Annotated in this window: 17 protein-coding genes and 1 riboswitch; all 17 genes read left to right on the forward strand. The window is 42.1% G+C overall.

Translation table 11 applies throughout. The features are described 5' to 3' along the window. Window positions 1-25 precede the first annotated feature (25 nt). On the forward strand, window positions 26-3,406 hold the full coding sequence (gene thrA, locus NE848_RS06255; protein WP_252111550.1) for a bifunctional aspartate kinase/homoserine dehydrogenase I: 3,381 nt from the start codon (window positions 26-28) through the stop codon (window positions 3,404-3,406). After that, complete coding sequence (locus NE848_RS06260) at window positions 3,406-4,569, forward strand: trans-sulfuration enzyme family protein (protein WP_252111552.1); 1,164 nt, start codon at window positions 3,406-3,408, stop codon at window positions 4,567-4,569. Before thrA ends, NE848_RS06260 begins: the two co-directional genes overlap by 1 nt. A gap of 33 nt (window positions 4,570-4,602) precedes the next feature. Then, the gene (locus NE848_RS06265; RefSeq protein WP_252111554.1) at window positions 4,603-5,019 is read left to right on the forward strand and encodes an RrF2 family transcriptional regulator; all 417 of its coding nucleotides are present in this window, start codon (window positions 4,603-4,605) and stop codon (window positions 5,017-5,019) included. A gap of 116 nt (window positions 5,020-5,135) precedes the next feature. Beyond that, on the forward strand, window positions 5,136-5,387 hold the full coding sequence (locus NE848_RS06270; RefSeq protein WP_252111556.1) for a DUF2061 domain-containing protein: 252 nt from the start codon (window positions 5,136-5,138) through the stop codon (window positions 5,385-5,387). Between the two features lie 2 nt (window positions 5,388-5,389). Continuing rightward, window positions 5,390-6,019, forward strand: coding sequence for a phosphoadenosine phosphosulfate reductase domain-containing protein (locus tag NE848_RS06275; protein ID WP_252111558.1), 630 nt, complete (start codon window positions 5,390-5,392; stop codon window positions 6,017-6,019). An 11-nt stretch (window positions 6,020-6,030) separates the two neighbouring features. Continuing rightward, window positions 6,031-6,930, forward strand: a complete 900-nt coding sequence (gene cysD, locus NE848_RS06280; protein ID WP_252111560.1) for a sulfate adenylyltransferase subunit CysD — start codon at window positions 6,031-6,033, stop codon at window positions 6,928-6,930. Between the two features lie 58 nt (window positions 6,931-6,988). Further along, entirely contained in the window at window positions 6,989-8,233 is a 1,245-nt protein-coding gene (locus NE848_RS06285) for a sulfate adenylyltransferase subunit 1 (protein ID WP_252111562.1), read from the forward strand. 164 nt (window positions 8,234-8,397) lie between these two features. Next, the gene (locus NE848_RS06290) at window positions 8,398-10,491 is read left to right on the forward strand and encodes a HEPN domain-containing protein (protein ID WP_252111564.1); all 2,094 of its coding nucleotides are present in this window, start codon (window positions 8,398-8,400) and stop codon (window positions 10,489-10,491) included. Beyond that, window positions 10,457-11,275 carry a uroporphyrinogen-III C-methyltransferase gene (gene cobA / locus NE848_RS06295; RefSeq protein ID WP_423747995.1) on the forward strand — a complete coding sequence of 273 codons (819 nt, stop codon included), beginning with the start codon at window positions 10,457-10,459 and terminating at the stop codon, window positions 11,273-11,275. The genes NE848_RS06290 and cobA overlap by 35 nt, the downstream gene beginning before the upstream one ends. 84 nt (window positions 11,276-11,359) lie before the next feature. After that, window positions 11,360-11,953 carry a precorrin-2 dehydrogenase/sirohydrochlorin ferrochelatase family protein gene (locus NE848_RS06300; protein ID WP_252111566.1) on the forward strand — a complete coding sequence of 198 codons (594 nt, stop codon included), beginning with the start codon at window positions 11,360-11,362 and terminating at the stop codon, window positions 11,951-11,953. After that, a complete protein-coding gene (locus tag NE848_RS06305; RefSeq protein WP_252111568.1) occupies window positions 11,946-13,010 on the forward strand; it encodes an NAD(P)/FAD-dependent oxidoreductase in 1,065 nt (354 codons plus the stop codon). The genes NE848_RS06300 and NE848_RS06305 overlap by 8 nt, the downstream gene beginning before the upstream one ends. Window positions 13,011-13,104: 94 nt before the next feature. Next, window positions 13,105-13,527: an OsmC family protein gene (locus NE848_RS06310; protein ID WP_252111570.1), complete on the forward strand. Its 423-nt coding sequence runs from the start codon at window positions 13,105-13,107 to the stop codon at window positions 13,525-13,527. A 150-nt stretch (window positions 13,528-13,677) separates the two neighbouring features. After that, window positions 13,678-13,779, forward strand: a riboswitch (SAM riboswitch). A 47-nt stretch (window positions 13,780-13,826) separates the two neighbouring features. Beyond that, window positions 13,827-14,843, forward strand: coding sequence for a homocysteine S-methyltransferase family protein (locus tag NE848_RS06315; protein ID WP_252111572.1), 1,017 nt, complete (start codon window positions 13,827-13,829; stop codon window positions 14,841-14,843). A 4-nt stretch (window positions 14,844-14,847) separates the two neighbouring features. Continuing rightward, entirely contained in the window at window positions 14,848-17,526 is a 2,679-nt protein-coding gene (gene metH, locus NE848_RS06320; protein WP_252111574.1) for a methionine synthase, read from the forward strand. Between the two features lie 189 nt (window positions 17,527-17,715). Continuing rightward, window positions 17,716-18,669, forward strand: a complete 954-nt coding sequence (gene metF, locus NE848_RS06325) for a methylenetetrahydrofolate reductase [NAD(P)H] (protein ID WP_252111576.1) — start codon at window positions 17,716-17,718, stop codon at window positions 18,667-18,669. 56 nt (window positions 18,670-18,725) lie between these two features. Continuing rightward, window positions 18,726-19,829, forward strand: a complete 1,104-nt coding sequence (locus NE848_RS06330) for an acyloxyacyl hydrolase (RefSeq protein ID WP_252111578.1) — start codon at window positions 18,726-18,728, stop codon at window positions 19,827-19,829. Further along, window positions 19,826-20,581, forward strand: coding sequence for a head GIN domain-containing protein (locus NE848_RS06335; protein ID WP_252111580.1), 756 nt, complete (start codon window positions 19,826-19,828; stop codon window positions 20,579-20,581). The genes NE848_RS06330 and NE848_RS06335 overlap by 4 nt, the downstream gene beginning before the upstream one ends. Window positions 20,582-20,611: the final 30 nt, after the last annotated feature.

Below are 20,611 nucleotides of genomic sequence, written 5' to 3' on the forward strand. Positions count from 1 at the left end.
TCTTCCCGGATTAAATTAAAAGAATATGCTCGATAAAATAGTCATAGAAGATTTTAAAAATTCTGCCGGAACGGTTCAGGATATTAAGCTTTCGTATGAGGTCTTTGGTCAGCCTTTGTATTCGGCGCCGGTAGTACTGATTAATCATGCCCTTACCGGAAATTCAAATGTGGCTGGAGATGACGGCTGGTGGAAGGAAATCGTTGGTGAGAAAAAATGTATCGACACCAGTAAATACACCATTCTGGCTTTCAATATTCCGGGAAATGGCTATGACGGATTTATCATTGAAAACTATAAAGATTTTGTCGCCCGTGATATCGCGAGTATTTTTCTTCTTGGCCTGGAAGAATTGAAGATCCCAAAACTGTTTGCCCTCATTGGTGGTTCCCTTGGAGGCGGCATTGCCTGGGAAATGGCTGCGATCAATCCGTCGATTACTGAAAATTTAATTCCTATCGCTACCGACTGGAAATCTACCGACTGGCTGATCGCTAACTGCCAGGTGCAGGAGCTATTTCTTAATAATTCAAAAAATCCGGTTCATGATGCCAGGATGCACGCAATGTTATGTTATCGCACGCCCGAATCATTTAAGACCCGCTTTAAACGTAGTACCAATGAGGAGCTGCAGGTTTTTAACGTGGAAAGCTGGTTACTGCATCATGGAAATAAACTGCAGGAACGTTTCCAGATAGGGGCGTACAAATTGATGAATCAGCTGTTGAAAACTATCGATGTTTCTCGTGGCAGGCCGGAACTGGATAAAATTCTGGAGCAAATTCAGGCTAATATTTGCATTATCGGGGTAGATTCCGATCTATTCTTTACTGCGGAGGAGAACCGTGAAACACATCGTCAATTAGCGCAAAGCAGCAATAAAGTGACCTATAGTGAAATTCATTCTGTGCATGGTCATGATGCTTTTCTCATTGAAGCTAAACAGGTGGAGCAGATCATTTCGGGAATTTTTCAGCAGGGCAGTAAGTTGAAGATCGTGAAATTCGGTGGGAAATCCCTGGCTAACGGAAATGGAATCAACGCAGTTCTTGATATCATCGAGAATAAAATCGAAAACCAGGAACGAATAGGAGTGGTGGTTTCGGCGAGAGGAAAAACGACCGATCAGCTGGAAGACCTGCTGGAACTGGCTGCCTCAAATCATGATTATAAGGCGGCCTTTCAAAAATTTAAAAAATATCAGACAGGCGGTTATGAGGCATTAGATTTTTCCGAAGAATTTAAAAACATTGAAAATATCCTGGAAGGTGTTCGATTGCTGGGTGATTATAGTCTTAAAGTAAAAGATCAGCTACTGGCGCAGGGAGAAATCCTGGCGGCCAAATTCATAACTGAGGTACTACGGCAACGAGGCCACCAGGCGCATTTTACCGATTCCCGTAATCTATTAAAAACCGATGATAAATTTGGAAGTGCCCAGCCACTTGAAGCGATTTCCAAAGAATATTTTCTGAAACATTTTGAACTGTATAACGGGCAAACGGTGAATATCATTACCGGGTATATCGGTTCCACAACGGATGGTGAAACCACAACTTTAGGTAGAAACGGAAGCAATTATTCCGCAGCACTAATTGCCAATTATCTGGATGCCGAAGAGTTGCAAAATTACACTCATGTTGACGGGATTTATACTGCAAACCCAGACCTGGTTCGAAATGCGCAACGTATCGAAGAACTTTCCTATAGTGAAGCCAACGAACTGGCCAATTTTGGAGCAACGATTCTTCACGCTAAAACGATTATTCCGCTAATTGAAAAGAATATTCCGCTCCGAATTTTAAATACCTTCAATAACGATAATCAGGGAACTTTAATTACCGCCAAACCCACAAAAGAAGGGATCAAGTCGTTATCGGTTTTGGAGCACACTTCATTGCTCAACCTGGAAGGCCGTGGACTTTTGGGAAAACCAGGTGTCGATGCCCGGATTTTTCGAGCGCTTGGAGACAACGGGATTAGCGTTAGCATCATTTCACAGGGCTCTTCAGAAAGAGGTATCGGCCTTGTGGTTGACGCACAAAATGCGCATCGTGCGGTGAAAGCGCTGGAAAGGGAATTTGAAAGTGATTTTTATTCTAAAGACGTCAATAAGATCTCGGTTGTAGATGATGTTTCTGTAATATCTATCGTGGGGCAGGACCTGAGCACTTTTCACAAACCTTATAACGCGCTTATCCGGAACCAGATCGTGCCGCTACTTTTCAATAATACTGTTACCGGAAACAATGTGAGCCTGGTGGTGAAAAAAACACAGCTACATAAAGCGCTGAACGTTATTCACGGGGAGATTTTCGAGGTATATAAAAAGATCAATATAGCCATTTTTGGCCATGGAAATGTGGGCGGAACCCTTATCGAACAGATTCTGGATTCGGCGACTTCGATCGAAACACGCAAGAAGATAAGACTGAATGTTTTCGCAGTGGCCAATTCCCGAAAACTAATACTGGATTCCGAAGGAATTTCTACAGACTGGAAAGAAAGGCTACAGGTTTCAGAAGAAGAATCTTCGGTATCTGAAGTTATTGATTACTCGAGGCTGCATCACCTGGAAAATCTAATTGCGATTGATAATACGGCCAGCAGGGAATTTGTCAGGCATTATCCGGAATTGGTTAAAAATGGTTTCGATCTCATCTCATCCAATAAAATAGCCAATACTTTAGATATACAGTTTTATAATGATCTGCGGGAAGATTTAGAGAAAAATCAGAAACGATATTTTTATGAAACCAATGTGGGGGCGGGGCTTCCACTTATAGATACCATCAGAATTCTGCATCTATCAGGAGAAAATATTACCAGAATCAGAGGTGTCTTTTCGGGAACCTTAAGTTATCTTTTCAATACTTTTTCTTCAGAAGACCGGCCTTTTAGCAGTGTTGTGAAAGAGACGATCGAAAAAGGTTTTACTGAACCCGACCCGCGAGAAGATTTGAACGGAAATGATGTAGGCAGGAAACTGCTTATTCTGGCAAGGGAACTCGATTTGCAGAATGAATTTGAGGATGTAAAAATTAAGAATTTAGTGCCGGAACACTTAAGAGGTGGAGATGCCGATGACTTTATTTTCAATTTGGAAAAACTGGATGAAACCTATCAAAAAATAAAAGAACAACAGGAACCTAATCATGTTTTGCGATTTATAGGCGATCTCTCCGGAGATTTACAACAGGATAAGGGCGAGCTGGAAGTCAAGCTTGTCTCTGTTCCGGCAGATAGCACTCTCGGTCAGGTGAAGGGAGCCGATTCGATCTTTGAGATTTATACCGAATCTTATGGAGACCGGCCAATTGTGATCCAGGGAGCAGGAGCAGGAGCCGCCGTTACCGCAAGGGGTGTATTTGGGGACATTTTAAAATTATCAGAAAAAATAGCTTAATGGAAAACTTTGAAACTATAGCAGTAAGAACGCAGACTGAAAGAACGCAGTTTCTGGAGCATTCAACTCCTTTATATCTCACTTCAAGTTACGTATTTGAAGATTCTGAAGATATGAGGGCAAGCTTTGCCGAGGAGAAAGAGCGTAATATTTACAGTCGGTTTACCAATCCCAATACTTCTGAATTTGTGGAAAAGATCTCGAAAATGGAAGGAGCCAAAGCGGGTTATGCGTTTGCCACGGGAATGTCGGCTGTTTTCTCCACCCTGGCAACACTGCTAAATAGTGGAGATCATATCATTTCGGCGAGAGCTGTCTTTGGTTCAACTCATAGTCTGTTCACCAAGTTTTTTCCGAAGTGGAATATTTCACACAGCTATTTTAATGTGAATGAAGTTGACAGGATTGAGAGCTTGATCAGGCCTGAAACAAAAGTGATTTTTGCGGAAACTCCCACCAATCCGGGTGTGGATATCCTGGATTTGGAGGTACTTGGAAAAATTGCCAAAAAGCATGATCTGCTATTGGTGATAGATAATTGCTTTGCGACCCCATATCTTCAGAATCCGATAAAATTCGGAGCTGACCTGGTGATACATTCGGCAACCAAACTTATAGATGGCCAGGGAAGAGTGCTTGGAGGAGTTACTGTAGGAAGTGAAGAGCTGATTAGGGAGATCTATCTGTTCAGCAGGAATACCGGGCCGGCGCTTTCACCCTTTAATGCATGGGTTTTGTCTAAAAGTCTTGAAACCCTGCCGGTAAGACTGGACAGGCATTGCGAAAATGCATTAAAAGTTGCAGAATTTCTTGAAACTGAAAATAACGCAGAAAATGTAAAATATCCTTTTCTGAAATCGCATCCGCAGTATGAGATCGCGAAAAAGCAGATGAAACAGGGAGGAAATATCGTTTCATTTGAAATAAAAGGAGGAATTGAAGCCGGGCGAAGGTTCATCGATAAACTTGAGCTTTGTTCGAGATCGGCAAACCTGGGTGATACCAGGACGATAGTGACGCATCCGGCATCTACAACTCACAGCAAATTATCTAAGGAAGAACTGGAGGCCGCAGGGATTTCTGAGGGTTTGGTGAGGGTTTCGGTAGGGCTGGAATCTGTAGAAGATATTATTAACGATTTAAAAAACGCATTGAACAATTAAAGGAAGCAGAAGGAATATTTTTATATTCGTCTTATGCTTTCAAAAAAGACCAAGTACGGAATTAAGGCGCTGGCCTACATTGCCAGAAAAAAGGACAGGAAACCGGTCCAGACTTCAGAGATCTCCGAAAGTGAGAATATTTCACAGAAATTCCTGGAAAGTATTCTGCTTGAATTAAGAAAATCGGGGTTCCTGGGATCAAAAAAGGGTAAAGGAGGAGGTTATTATCTCATCAAAGAACCGGAAGAGATAAAAATGACCGCAGTTATCCGGGTTTTGGAAGGGCCAATCGCGATGGTCCCCTGTGTAAGCCTTAATTATTATGAGAAATGTGATGATTGTCCAGACGAGAATCTCTGTGCGGTTCACAAGCTCATGATCCAGTTAAGAGACGCTTCTTTAAACATACTTGGCGAAAATACATTGAAGGATATTGCTACTCCTCAATAATCCGAAATGTTAAAATAAGATATTTATTAGTGAAATAGTTGGTTGTTAGGTAATTCAAGTATAGTTTTGTCTAAAACCTAGTAAACCGATAGGGTAATAGAGAAATGATAACAGGAATGTTTATAAACCAGTCAAAAGCCACGGATACTTTTAAGAAAGACAGAGCTTCAGAGAAGCCTCTTAGGAGTATAGCCAAGACAGTGAGCTGGCGAATCGTGGGGACTTTAGATACTATAGGAATATCCTGGTTGCTTACAGGACAGATAGAAACCGCACTGGCAATAGGTTCGGTAGAATTGGTGACTAAGATGATCCTGTATTTTGCTCATGAAAGAGTTTGGAACGTGATAAATTTTGGGAGAGATTAGTTATGAAAAAGTATACAGAACAGGAATTAAAGATATTAAATGAAAAATTCAGGCAATCGAAGCCTGAAGAGATCATAAAATGGGCTCTGGCCGCAAGTGATAAGCCGGTGGTAACAACTAATTTCAGGCCTTATGAAGCAGTTATTCTCCATGCCTGTGTAAGTGAAGATCCTTCCATTAAAGTGATCTGGTGTGATACGGGTTATAACACCCCACAAACTTACAGGCACGCCAGCGAAGTTATAGAGCAATTACATTTAAATGTGAAGCTTTATATACCAAAGCAAACAGCGGCGTACAGGGATGCTTTTTTTGGAGGAATTCCGGAAATAAACAGCCCAAAACATGAAGAGTTCACTCGTCAGGTAAAACTGGAGCCTTTTCAAAGAGCTATGGCACAACAGCAGCCGGATCTTTGGTTTACCAATTTGAGGAAAGGCCAGACAGCTTTCAGGGACAGTATCGATATCCTTAGTTACAGTAAAGATGGTTTGTTAAAGGTTAGTCCTTTTTATCACTGGAGTGACAAGGAACTGGATGTATACTTGGCAGAAAAAGGATTGCCAAATGAATTCAAATATTTCGATCCAACTAAAGTATTAGGAAACAGAGAGTGTGGTTTACACGCTTAAAAAAGAATAAAATGGGAGCAGTATTAAATCAAAATACCTTAGAAAGCGAAGCGGTCTATATCTTTCGTGAAGTGGTGGCGCAGTTTGAGAATCCCGTGCTGTTATTTTCTGGAGGAAAAGACTCTATCACGCTCGTAAGACTGGCGCAGAAGGCCTTTTTTCCGGCTAAGATACCTTTTCCGCTTCTGCATATAGATACCGGTCATAACTTTCCTGAAACCATAGAGTTTAGGGATAAACTGGTAGAAGAACTGGGGCTTCAGCTTATAGTTAGGCATGTGCAGGATGATATTGATAGTGGGAAGGCGATCGAAGAAAGCGGAAAATACTCCAGCAGGAATTCCTTGCAAACAAACACGCTGCTGGATGCCATCGAGGAATTCAAATTCGATGCCTGTATAGGAGGAGCCCGTCGTGATGAGGAAAAAGCCCGAGCCAAGGAAAGGATCTTTTCAGTAAGAAATGATTTTGGAGAATGGGACGAGAAGAACCAGCGTCCAGAGGTATTTGATATGCTCAACGGAAGGATAGAAATTGGACAGAACGTAAGGGTCTTCCCGATTTCCAACTGGACAGAACTGGATGTATGGAGTTATATAGCCAGCGAAAGGATAGAAATTCCATCCATCTATTATGCTCACGATAGGGAGATTTTTGAACGGGATGGTCTTCTTTGGTCTGCCTCTGAATTCGTTTACAGGGAAGAGAATGAGATTCCTGTAAAAAGAAGGGTTAGGTTTAGAACAGTGGGAGATATGACGTGTACCGCGGCGGTTGAGTCAAATGCCGATAGCATAGACAAGATCGTGCAGGAGATAAGAGAATCAGCGATCTCTGAAAGAGGAGCAAGGATTGATGATAAACGATCTGAAGCCGCAATGGAAACCAGGAAACAACAGGGTTATTTCTAGGGTAAAAAAGAATATCAGCCTGAACACGGTTCAGGATATAATTCGATAAAAGAACAAAATGGAAGTTTTAAAAATAGCAACAGCAGGAAGTGTAGACGACGGGAAAAGTACCCTCATTGGGAGACTGCTTTACGATACCAGATCGCTTACATCAGATAAGCTTGAATCAATAGAGGTAAGTAGCCGTAAGAAAGGGCTTGATTACCTTGATTTCTCCCTTGCCACCGATGGACTGGTGGCCGAAAGAGAACAGGGAATCACTATAGATGTAGCTCATATATACTTTTCAACCAAAAAGAAAAGCTACATCATCGCCGATACTCCAGGACACGTGGAGTATACCAGGAATATGGTTACGGGAGCATCGACTTCTCAGGCATCCATAATTCTTATCGATGCCAGGAAAGGTGTGATCGAGCAGACTTACAGGCACTTCTTTATCAATAATCTTTTAAGGGTAAAAGAAGTGATCGTAGCTGTGAACAAGATGGATCTTGTGAATTATTCAGAAGATGTTTTCAATGAGATCGTTGCTGATTTTCAGGAACTGAGAAGCCGAAGTGAATTCAGGGAACAAAACGTCACATTTATTCCGGTAAGTGCTCTTTGGGGTGAAAATATAGCAGAGAAGTCTTCAGCAATGTCATGGTACGAAGGAGATACGGTACTAGAGCATCTTGAGGCAGTCAAAGCTGAAGATTTTGAAGAGGAAAGTCAGGCAAGGTTTGCAGTTCAAACGGTGATTAGGCCAAAAACTGATGAATACCATGATTATCGGGGATATGCAGGCAAGATAAGTGGTAGTAGTTTAAAAGTTGGCGACGAGGTAACCGTTTTGCCTTCCCTTACAACTTCAACGATCAAGGATATTCACTTCTTTGATGAAAGTTTTGAGGAGGCTCCCGCCGGTAGTTCAGTAACTATTAGCCTGGCCGATGATATCAACGTGGCTCGTGGAGATATGTTGGTAAAGTCTGGCGAGGTTCCGCAGCAAACAAAATTGTTGGATGCTACGGTTTGCTGGATGGATAATAAAGCCCTGCTTCCTGGAAATAAATATGTGTTACAACATAATACCAACGGAATACTGGCGAAAATTGACCGGATCGAAGGTCATGTAGAAACCAATTTTGGGGGAGTAACCCAGGCCGATTCTCTGAAACTGAACGAAATTGGCAAGGTGAGCATTAAATTAAGTAAGCCAATCTTTGCCGATAATTTTGAAAAGAACAAAGCCAACGGAAGATTCATTCTGGTAGATACACAAACAAACACAACTGCCGGAGTAGGATTTATAAAATAAGAAAAAGAAACAATAGTGAACTGGTTGATTATGAACATCATGCAAATTATGTGTATGCGCTATTCGCCTCACACTTAGAAGTCTTATTTATAAAACGAATTATAAAAAAGTCCTTTTAAGTGCGATACCTAAAAGGACTTTTTTCATTTAAACAATTATTAACCATGCAAAGTTTTAGAACCGAAATTGAAAACCCAGTTGTTGAACAGGACATTCTGGATTTAGAGAAAAAGATCAGGTTGTTCCGGGAAGGAAAAGCCGATGAAGAGAAATTCCGAAGCCTTCGTCTTGCGCGTGGGGTTTACGGACAGAGACAGGCTGGTGTACAAATGGTTCGTATAAAACTGCCGTTTGGAAAAGTGACTTCAGAACAGTTACACAGAATTGCCGATGTTTCTGATGAATATTCCAAAGGGAGGTTACATATTACTACCCGGCAGGATATCCAGATCCACCATGTGAGTCTGGACCGCACACCAGAGCTGTGGGCTCAGCTGGAAAAGGATGATATCACGCTTCGTGAAGCTTGTGGAAATACTGTACGAAACATTACAGCGTCTCCTACAGCCGGTATTGATCCAAAAGAGCCTTTTGATGTGTCACCATACGCTCATGCGGCTTTCAGTTTTTTCCTTAGAAATCCGATCTGCCAGGAGATGGGAAGAAAATTCAAAATCTCATTTTCTTCATCTGAAGAAGATACGGCGTTGAGCTATATCCATGACCTTGGATTTATTGCAAAGATCAAGGATGGAAAACGAGGCTTTAAAGTATTACTTGGCGGCGGACTGGGTTCACAGCCAAGACACGCAGATAAACTTTATGATTTTCTCCCCGCAGAAGAGATCATTCCGCTGATCGAAGGAGTATTGAGGGTATTTGACCGACACGGGGAAAGAGCAAAAAGATTGAAGGCAAGAATGAAATTCCTTATAAAGGATATTGGAAAGGAAGCTTTTATGGATCTGGTTGCAGAACAGCAAACGGCCCTGTCTAAAAGACAGCCTGAGTTCGAAATTGAAAAATTCGAGGTGGAACCTCCTTTACAGGATGTTGAGGTGCCTGCAGTTGAGATTGAAGACGAAAAAGAATTTGAGCTTTGGAAAAGTACGAATGTTATTTCTCAAAAGCAGGAAGGATTGTTCGCGGTAGGAGTTCGAGTTCCGTTAGGCGATTTTTATACCGGGGGAGCAAGACAACTGGCCGATCTGGTTAAGAAATATGCCGGAAATGAGATAAGGCTTACTCTTAGACAGGATATTCTAATCCGTCATGTGAGGGAAGAATTTTTGCCATTTTTTTACTCTGAACTTAAAAAGCTTGGCTACGCCGAGACCGGTTATAATAAGACGGTAGATATCACCGCCTGCCCCGGTACCGATACCTGTAATCTTGGAATTGCGAGCAGTACGGGAATAGCAGATGTGCTGGAAGATGTGCTTAAAGAAGAATATCCGCAATTTGTGAATGGTAAGGATATCACTATTAAAATAAGCGGATGTATGAACGCCTGCGGCCAGCATAATATGGCCGAGATCGGATTCCAGGGAATGTCAATAAAAGTAGGGAAGACAGTCGCTCCTGCACTTCAGGTATTACTTGGAGGGGGAACCCTTGGTGACGGGAAAGGGCGTTTTGCCGATAAGGTGATAAAAATTCCTAGCAAAAGAGGCCCGGAAGCTTTAAGGATCCTGCTCGATGATTTTGAAGTGAATTCAGGAAGCGAAGAGAAATATGCTGATTATTATGATCGTAAGGAAAAGACCTATTTCTATGATCTTTTAAAAGACCTGGCAGATACTTCCAATCTCACCGAAAGCGATTTTGTGGATTGGGGTCACGAAAAACCTTACATCAAAGCCGTGGGAGTAGGAGAATGTGCGGGAGTTGTGATAGATCTTATTTCAACATTGCTTTTCGAAAGCGAGGAGAAGATAGATAATGCGAAAAGTGCTCTCGAAAGAAAGGCCTGGGCAGACAGTATTTATCATTCCTATACATCTATCGTGAATTCAGCCAAGGCATTATTACTGGCTGAAGATGTGAAGACCAACACTCAGGCCGGGATCATTTCACAGTTTGATGAATTGTTCGTGGAGTCTGGTAAAATTGAATTGTCAACTTCTTTTAAGGAGTTCGCATATCAGTTAAATGAAAATGAGCCTACCGAGGCTTTTGCAAAAAAATATTTAGAAGATGCGCATGTATTCTTAAAGAGAGTAGATGCATATAGAACGAAGGAGGTACAACATGTATAGTATACCAAGATTAAGTGTAGTAGGGGCAGGTCCGGGAGATCCTGAACTAATTACCATAAAAGCTGTGAATGCCTTGAAAAGTGCAAAAGTGGTACTTTACGATGCTTTGATCAACAGGGAATTGCTGGATTATGCACCGCAGGCCGAGCATGTTTTTGTAGGGAAACGAAAAGATAAGCATCGTTATTCTCAGGATGAGATCAACGAGTTGATAGTTAAATATGCCCTGGAAAGAGGCCATGTGGTAAGATTAAAAGGGGGTGATCCTTTTGTCTTCGGTAGAGGATCAGAGGAAATCACCTATGCCAGAAGTAAAGGTCTGGAAACCGAAGTGGTTTCAGGGATCACTTCTTCTGTGGCTGTTCCTGCAAATGTGGGAATCCCATTAACGCAAAGAGGAACCTCAGAAAGTTTCTGGGTCATCACCGGTACTACATCTCAAAGGAAACTTTCGGATGATGTCCGCCTGGCCGCCCAGTCCACAGCAACAGTGGTCATTCTAATGGGAATGAGTAAGATCGCTGAGATCGCTGAGGTTTTCAGCCGGTGTGGAAAAGAAGATACCCCGGTTGGAATTATCCAGAACGGAACTACGGTGAATGAAAAATCGGGCTTCGGTACCATCCAGAATATTGTGGAGGTTGTAAATAACAAGAAGCTCACCGCTCCGGCAATAATTGTCATTGGAGAGGTGGTGAAGGAGGCGAATGCCTTACAAAAGGTATATCAGAATGTGAATACCATTCCGGGGCAAACAAAATTTCTAAATGCCCGAGCTGTATAAAATAAAAAAACGTCATCCTGAACTTGTTTCAGGATCTATTAGAAGCTGAAACAAGTTCAGCTTGACGAGATGAGAAAAATTGCTATGAAAGAGAGAAATGAATTATATCCGGTTTTTTTAAAGGTCAGCAAGCTCAATATTCTGGTAGTGGGCGGTGGAAATGTGGGGCACGAAAAGCTACATTTTTTACTAAAATCCAGCCCGAATGCCAATGTTGAAGTCGTCGCCAAATGGTTTCTACCAGAAACTGAAGAATTAGCACTTAAACATGGGGTGAAGCTGACCAAAAGCCGGTATAAGCGAAAATTTTTAAAGAAAAGGCACGTGGTCATCGCGGCCACCAATGATGCCAAGCTTAATAAAAGAGTGCACCGGCATGCTAAAAAACGCTATTTACTGGCCAATATAGCCGACACCCCAGAATTATGTGATTTCTACATGGGTGGAATAGTAAATAAAGGCCACGTCAAAATAGCGATCTCTACCAATGGGAAATCGCCAACTACAGCCAAGAGGTTACGGCAGTTCTTTGAGGAAGTGATCCCAGAGAATGTGAACGAAATGGTAGAGAACCTGAATGAATATCGAAAAACAATAAAAGGCGATTTTGAAGCCAAAGTAAATCAGTTGAATAGTTTAACAGAATCCTTAATCGAAAAAAAAGAAAAAGATGATTAAAACAGACATCCTGATCATAGGAGCAGGACCAACGGGATTGTTCACCGTATTTGAAGCGGGACTTTTAAAGTTGAAGACACATTTAATAGATGCCTTGCCACAGCCTGGTGGGCAATGTTCAGAAATATATCCAAAGAAGCCCATTTATGATATCCCGGCATTCCCGGAGATACTTGCGGGAGACCTTGTTAATAATCTGATGGAGCAGATAAGACCATTTTCTCCAGGCTTTACTTTAGGCGAACGTGCAGAGACCCTGGAAAAACTGGATGATGGAACTTTTATCGTTACAACGAATAAAGGAACACAGCATCATGCACCGGTGGTTGCAATAGCAGGCGGACTGGGATCTTTTGAACCGAGGAAACCCCCTATTACGAATATTGCCGATTATGAGGATAAGGGAGTTTCATATTTCATTAAAGATCCTGAAGTATATCGTGATAAGAGAGTGGTGATCGCCGGTGGAGGTGATTCTGCTTTAGACTGGGCAATTTACCTCGCCGATGTTGCGGCTGAAGTTGCTCTTGTGCATAGAAGAAGAGAATTCAGAGGAGCTTTGGATTCTGTTGAGCAGGTTTCAGAATTAGCTAAACTTGGTAAGATAGATCTTATCACCAATGCCGAGGTAGTTGGTCTAAGAGGAGAGGAGAAACTTGAACAAGTGGTGATTCGTCATAAAGATGAAGCCCGTGGAGAGGAATTCAGAGATGTTGATGATTTCATTCCTCTATTCGGCCTTTCGCCAAAGCTGGGACCAATAGGAAGCTGGGGACTGGAAATTGAAAAGAATGCCATCAAGGTGGATAATTCTTATGATTACCAAACCAATATTCCCGGGGTGTATGCCATTGGAGATGTGAACACCTATAAAGGAAAACTGAAACTGATCCTGTCAGGATTTCATGAGGCGGCGATCATGTGCCAGAGTGCTTACCAGAGAATCCATCCAAACAAGAAATTTGTATTGAAATATACTACTGTTGGTGGGGTGCAGGGATTCGATGGAAGCAAAAAGGAAGCAAAAAAAGAAGTTGTACAGAGTATAGGAGTCTAAATAATTGGGGTTATTTTGAGAATTTCCCTCCATTATGGAGGGAGAGGCTCCTGTTCGGCAAGGATTTTTTCTAACTTTGCCAAAAATTATTTCAATGAAGATCAGTTTAAGAAGAATCAATGACAGCTACCTCTTTGAAACTAAAAACGAAAGAGGGGATATTGTATTACTGGATAATAAATCTGAAGAGGATCCGAGAGGTTCAAGTCCTATGGACATGATACTTCGGGGAATCGCAGGTTGCAGTAGTATAGATGTGGTCATGATACTTCGTAAACAACATCATGAACTACAGGATCTCCGGGTTGAGGTAGAAGGTTTCAGGGAAGACGGAGCGATCCCAAATGTCTTTAAAAAGATACATTTAGAATTTATCCTGGAAGGTGATGTACCCCCTGCAAAAGCTAAAAGGGCTGTGGAACTTTCGATGGATAAATATTGTTCGGTTGCAAAGATGCTTGAAAAAGCGGCAGAGATCAGTTATTCAGTTCAGCTGAATGGAGAAAAAGTGGATTAATAATTTAGTTAAAGAGTAAAAAGGGAAGAGTGATTAGAAAATTTAATTTTATGCGGTAATTTTTTACTTCTTTAACTCATTTCCTCTTTAACTTATTTGCATTTCGCCTGCTTCGCCCTATATTTGCTGTTATAAGTTCATTGTTTATTACCGTTATCAAGAAAGGTTGAGGGAATAGACCCGTTGAAACCTTAGCAACCCTCCTGAGTGAGAAGGTGCTACATTCTACCGATGTAATTGGATAGATAACACAGACTTCTTTTCTGTCTTCTTTTTTTGATAACGTTATTCAAGTAAATATGTCAAAAATAGAAGAGTTACTCTCAAAAAAAATATTGATTCTGGATGGTGCCATGGGGACTATGCTTCAGGAATATAAATTCTCTGAAGAGGATTTTCGTGGAGAAAGATTTGCTGACTGGCCCGTATCACTGAAGGGTAATAACGACTTACTGTCAATTACCCAGCCTGAAGCTATTGCTGAAATCCACAGAAAATATTTTAAAGCTGGTGCCGATATTGTGGAAACCAATACATTCTCTAGCACTACAATTGCCATGGCCGACTATAAAATGGAAGAACTCGTGCATGAGCTCAATTATGAATCGGCAAGGATCGCAAAAAAAGTAGCTCAGGAACTTACTGAAGAAAATCCTGATAATCCAAGATTTGTGGCCGGAGCGATGGGGCCCACCAATAAAACTGCCAGCATGTCTCCAGATGTAAACGATCCCGGTTTTCGTGCTATTTCTTTTGTTGAATTACAGGAAGCGTATAAGCAACAGGCAAAAGCGCTGATCGAAGGAGGTGTGGATGTTCTACTAGTGGAAACTGTTTTTGATACGCTGAATGCCAAGGCAGCTCTATTTGCTATTGACGAACTTAAAGAGGAACTCAATACTGATATTCCGGTAATGGTGAGTGGTACCATCACCGATGCTTCGGGTAGGACACTCTCGGGTCAGACTGCTGAAGCATTTCTGATCTCGATCTCCCATGTCCCGCTTTTAAGTATTGGTTTTAACTGTGCTCTGGGCGCTAAACAGCTAACACCTCACCTGGAAGCGGTTGCCCGGAATACCGAATTTGGTGTTTCTGCATATCCTAATGCAGGGCTTCCAAATGCTTTTGGGGAATACGATCAGGATGCCAGTGAAATGGCGGCACAGATAAAAGAATACCTGGAAAAGGGACTGGTTAATATCCTGGGAGGTTGCTGCGGAACGACTCCAAAGCATATCAGCGCGATCGCTGAAATCGCAAAAGATTATGAGCCCAGGCCGATCAAAAAGAATCCTGAACTTCAAAGCGCTTAGGTATATGTCACAAATAAGACCATTAAAGTTATCGGGGCTGGAACCTCTTGTGATCACTCCTGAAAGCAACTTCGTGAATGTAGGGGAGCGTACCAATGTCGCAGGTTCAAGAAAATTCCTTAGGTTAATTAAAGAGGAAAAATTCGATGAAGCTCTTGATATAGCACGTGAACAGGTGGAAGGCGGAGCGCAAATCATCGATATCAATATGGATGACGGGCTTATAGATGGCAAGGAAGCCATGGTTAAATTCCTGAATCTGGTGGTTGCTGAACCTGATATTGCACGTGTGCCTATTATGATAGACAGTTCTAAATGGGAAATTATAGAGGCAGGACTCCAGGTGGTTCAGGGAAAATGCGTTGTAAATTCGATCAGCCTTAAGGAAGGAGAGGAAGAATTCATAGAACATGCGAAAAAGATAAGACGTTACGGCGCGGCCGTGATCGTAATGGCCTTTGATGAGGTGGGCCAGGCCGATAATTACGAGAGACGTATAGAGATAGCGAAACGCTCGTACGATATACTTACCAAAAAGGTGAATTTTCCGCCCGAGGACATCATTTTTGACCTGAATATATTCCCGGTGGGAACCGGAATGGATGAGCATAGGAGAAATGCCATCGATTTTATTGAAGGTACGCGCTGGGTGAAAGAAAACCTGCCTTATTGCAGTGTTAGCGGGGGAGTTAGTAACGTTTCTTTCTCCTTCCGCGGCAACAATCCCGTTCGGGAGGCAATGCATTCGGTATTCCTTTATCATGCGATAAAGGCAGGAATGAATATGGGAATCGTGAATCCCAGCATGCTGGAGGTGTATGATGAGATCCCGAAAGACCTGCTGGAGCATGTGGAAGATGTGATATTCGACAGAAGGGATGATGCTACAGAGAGGCTACTGGCATTCGCCGAGAATGTAGTTGGCAAGAAAAAACAGAATAAAGTTGATCTTTCCTGGAGGGAGAATCCTTTGCAGGATCGAATCACCCATGCCCTGGTAAAGGGAATTGACACTTATATAGTCGAGGATGTTGAAGAGGCCCGCCAAAGATCAGACAGGCCTTTGGATGTCATCGAAGGGCCTTTAATGATAGGAATGAATGTGGTGGGCGACCTGTTTGGAAGCGGGAAAATGTTCCTGCCCCAGGTAGTGAAATCTGCCAGGGTGATGAAGAAAGCGGTGGCTTATTTGCTGCCATATATCGAGGCTGATAAATCTAATGTTCGCCAGTCTGCCGGAAAAGTTTTAATGGCCACGGTAAAAGGTGACGTACATGATATTGGTAAGAATATCGTAGCCGTGGTACTTGGTTGTAATAATTACGAGATCATAGATCTCGGGGTAATGGTACCACCGGAAAAGATCATAGAAACTGCCAAAAAGGAGAATGTGGATGCCATTGGGCTTAGCGGACTCATAACACCTTCTCTTGATGAAATGGTGTACCTGGCCAAAGAGATGGAGCGGCAGGAATTTTCGGTGCCCTTGCTTATAGGTGGAGCAACGACTTCTAAAGCTCATACCGCGGTGAAAATAGATCCGCAATACAAACATGCGGTGGCTCATGTGAATGATGCTTCTCGTGCCGTGACCGTTGTGGGTGATCTTTTAAAAGAAAGCACCCGAGAAAAATATAAAAGCGATCTGAAGCTTGAATACGATAAATTCAGGGAGAATTTCAAGAAGAGAAGTAAGGTTAAATCTTTTCTGAGTATAGAAGAAGCAAGAAAGAATAAATATCAGATCGACTGGGAAAGCACCTCAATTGTGAAACCTGAGAAATTAGGGATTCAGGTAATCGAGGATTTTGACCTTAAAAAACTTGAAAATTATCTGGACTGGTCTCCGTTTTTCAGAAGCTGGGACCTTCATGGTCGTTATCCCGACATTCTTAAAGATGAAAAGGTGGGCGAACAGGCACAAAGTCTGTTCAATGATGCCCAGGTGCTTTTGAAAAAGACTCTGAACGAAAAATTATTGAAAGCCAAAGCGGTCTACGGACTTTTTCCTGCGAATTCTATAAATGATGATGACATTGAGATAAGCTATCAGGATAATTCAGAGGAGAAGCAGGCAATTTTCAGAACACTGAGGCAGCAATTGAAAAAGCATGGTGGAAAGCCAAATTTCGCGCTTTCCGATTTTGTAGCTCCCAAAGAGAGTGGAATTCAGGATTATATGGGTTGTTTCTGTGTGACCACAGGTTTCGGGACCGAAGAGCTTGCTGCAAAATTTGAAAAGGATCATGACGATTATAATTCGATTATGATCAAGGCACTTGCCGACAGGCTGGCTGAAGCTTTTGCCGAATATTTGCATAAAGAGGTAAGAACTGAGAAATGGGGTTATGCGGCAGATGAGAATTTAAGCAATGAGGAGCTTATTAAGGAGAGTTATAAAGGAATTCGACCGGCGCCGGGTTATCCTGCCTGTCCCGATCATCTTGAAAAGCTCACGATCTGGGATGTCCTGAAAGTGGAAGAAAAGATAGGAGTGAAGCTTACGGAAAGCTTGGCCATGTGGCCCGCAGCCAGTGTAAGTGGATATTATTTTGCGAATCCTGAATCGAGATACTTTGGAGTCGGAAAGATCAAGGAAGATCAGGTGAAGGACTTCGCCGAAAGAAAAGGAATAAGCTTGGAGAAAGCCGAGAAATGGCTGAATCCGAATATAGCTGATTAAGTTCGGAAGCAGACCTCACAGGTTTTCGAAACCTGTGAGGTCTAAGAAAAAGATAGAGAGTAAGAGCGTTAGGGATTGCAGCGGCATCCTTTACCTGTAATGCTGAGCTTCACGAAGCATAAGGTAAAAGATACAGCGAAAAGCCCGGGCCCGCAGGGCAACGCCCATAAACAAAGAATTATAGTTTTAATGAAAGTAACAGAACACATCAAAAAAGCCAACGGTAAAACCTTATTTTCCTTCGAGATCATTCCGCCGAAGAAGGGGAAGAATATCCAGGAACTCTATGATAATATAGATCCTTTAATGGAATTCAAGCCGCCTTTTATAGATGTGACCACTTCACGGGAGGAGTATGTATATGTTGAAAAGGACGGGCTCCTTGACAGGCAGATCACGCGTATGCGTCCCGGGACCGTGGGTATCTGTGCCGCGATAAAACATAAATATAATGTAGATACCGTACCCCATGTGTTATGCGGTGGTTTTACCAGGGAGGAGACAGAATACCTTCTTGTGGACTGTCATTATCTGGGTATCGAGAATGTGATGGCTTTACGAGGGGATGCGATGAACCATCAGAAATATTTTGAACCTTCTGAAGGAGGACATAATTACGCCTGTGATCTAGTAAAGCAGATAAAGAACCTGAACGAGGGAAAGTATCTTCATGATGTGATCGAAGCCGATCATAAATCGGATTTCTGCATTGGGGTGGCAGGTTATCCGGAAAAGCATCTGGAAGCACCCTCCTTACAATCAGATCTTAAGCGATTAAAGGAAAAGGTAGATGCGGGTGCCGACTATATAGTAACCCAAATGTTCTTCGATAATTCGAAATTCTTCCAATTCGTAGAGGAAGCAAAAAATATGGGGATTGACGTGCCAATAATTCCGGGTATCAAGCCTATAGCGGTAAAGAGACATTTGCAGGTCTTGCCCCAGGTTTTTAAAATAGATCTACCTGAAGAGCTCATCCTGGAAGTTGAAAAGTGCAAGAACAATGCAGAGGTCAGGCAGGTGGGAGTTGAATGGTGTATTAAACAATCCAAAGAACTTGTGGATGCTGGCGTTCCAACGGTTCATTATTATTCCATGGGAAAAAGCAGCAATATAGAAAAGATAGCGGCGGCGGTTTTTTAAGCCTGATATCAAACCAAAGGTGATTTTTTTCGTAAATATGTTAGATTTGCTTTCGTATGAAAAGAATTGCCCCATGCCTGTTTTTCCTTTGCAGCCTCTTTCTTCAGGCCCAGAAAGAAAAAACTCCTAAATTTTACTCTTTTGATGGTAGTTATTTCTATGGTACCATCATGGAACATAACCGGGATATAGGGCACCTTATTACGGGGCATCCTACCGGTGTAATACTGAGCTGGAATCAGAAAACCTATGGTTTAAAGGAGTGGGAGCGACGTTATAATTATCCTGATTTTGGATATTCTTTCACCTACCAGGACATGAAGAATCAGTATCTGGGTGAGACTTATGGATTGTATGCTCATTTCAATTTCTATTTCTTTAAGAGGAATATGATGTTCAGGATCGGCCAGGGACTGGCCTATAATACCAATCCCTATGATCAGGATCGGAATTATATCAATAATGCTTTTGGCTCTCATCTATTGAGCACGACTTACCTGATGGGGAATTATCATAAACAGGATATTATTGATGGGCTTGGTTTGCAGGCAGGTATTTCGGTAATCCATTATTCAAATGCCGATTTCAAATCGCCGAACAATAGTACCAATACTTTTACTTTTAACCTGGGAGTGAATTATCTGCTTGATCATGAAAAGCATCCGGAATATGTTCCGAAAGATGAGGAAGGAAAGTATAAAGAACCGGTGCATTATAATTTTGCTGTTCGAAGTGGAGTGAACTCAACCGGGGTTGTAGGTTCTCCGCAATTGCCATTTTTAACGATTGCCGCTTATGCTGATAAGGTGATAAACCGAAAAAGCACCCTTCAGGGAGGTGCCGAGCTTATTATGTCACGTTCCCTGGAAGAATTTATCGCCTATAAAGCGGTTGCATTTCCACAACAGAATAACGATCCTGATGCGGACGCTAAACGGGTAGGGGTATTCGTAGGTCATAAACTTACTTTTAATAAAATGTCTTTGATTACCCAGCTTGGGTATTATGCATATTATCCCTACAAAAGTTATGTGGAACAGGTGTATAACAGAATAGGCCTGCAAAGAGAGATCACAAAAGACTGGTGGGCATCGGCTACCGTGAGGTCTCATGGAGCAAATGCTGAGGCAGTGGAATTTTCAATTGGGTACAGGTTATGAGAAAGTTCTTAGGATTTATAATGATATTATTGATTTCAGGTTGTAGTTCTGAAGAAGCGCCTGATTGTTTCCAGACTTCCGGGGCTATTATTCAGAAGGAAATGGAGCTCGATCCTTTTACTGAAATCATGGTGTATGAAAGGGTGAAACTTTTTATCGAACAGGGCGATGAACAAAAAGTTATTATTGAATCAGGTAAAAACCTTATCAATGATGTAAGTGTACGGGTTCAGGACGGCCGCCTTATGCTTAGAAATGAGAATGCCTGTAATCTTTTCAGGGATTATGAAATCACTAAAGTCTATGTGACCAGCCCCAATCTAACCTGGATTCAAACCAGTACCGCCAGCGCTATTGAAAGTATAGGGACTTTAAGTTATCCTGAATTATGGCTGAGATCCCTCAACCAGGAAAAGGATCCAGATATACATACTGATGGAGATTTCATTTTAGATCTCGATGTTCAGAACCTGCGAATCACAACCGATCATATTTCCAATTATTTCCTTACCGGAAAGGTTGAGAACTTCAACGCGTTCTTTGCCGCAGGGGACGGAAGGCTGGAGGCCCGGGATCTTATCGTTCAGCATTACGATATTTTTCATCGTGGAACCAATAAACTTATTGTGAATCCGCAGCAAAGTCTTAGGGGAGATATTTATAGTTATGGGGATATTATCTCAGTTAACCGACCGCCGGTTATAGATGTTACCGAACACTTTAAAGGTCGGCTTATTTTCGAAAACCCCTAAATCCCCTATAAGGGGACTTGCTTTTGATAA

The organism is Gramella jeungdoensis (assembly GCF_023805255.1).
Lineage (GTDB): Bacteria > Bacteroidota > Bacteroidia > Flavobacteriales > Flavobacteriaceae > Christiangramia > Christiangramia jeungdoensis.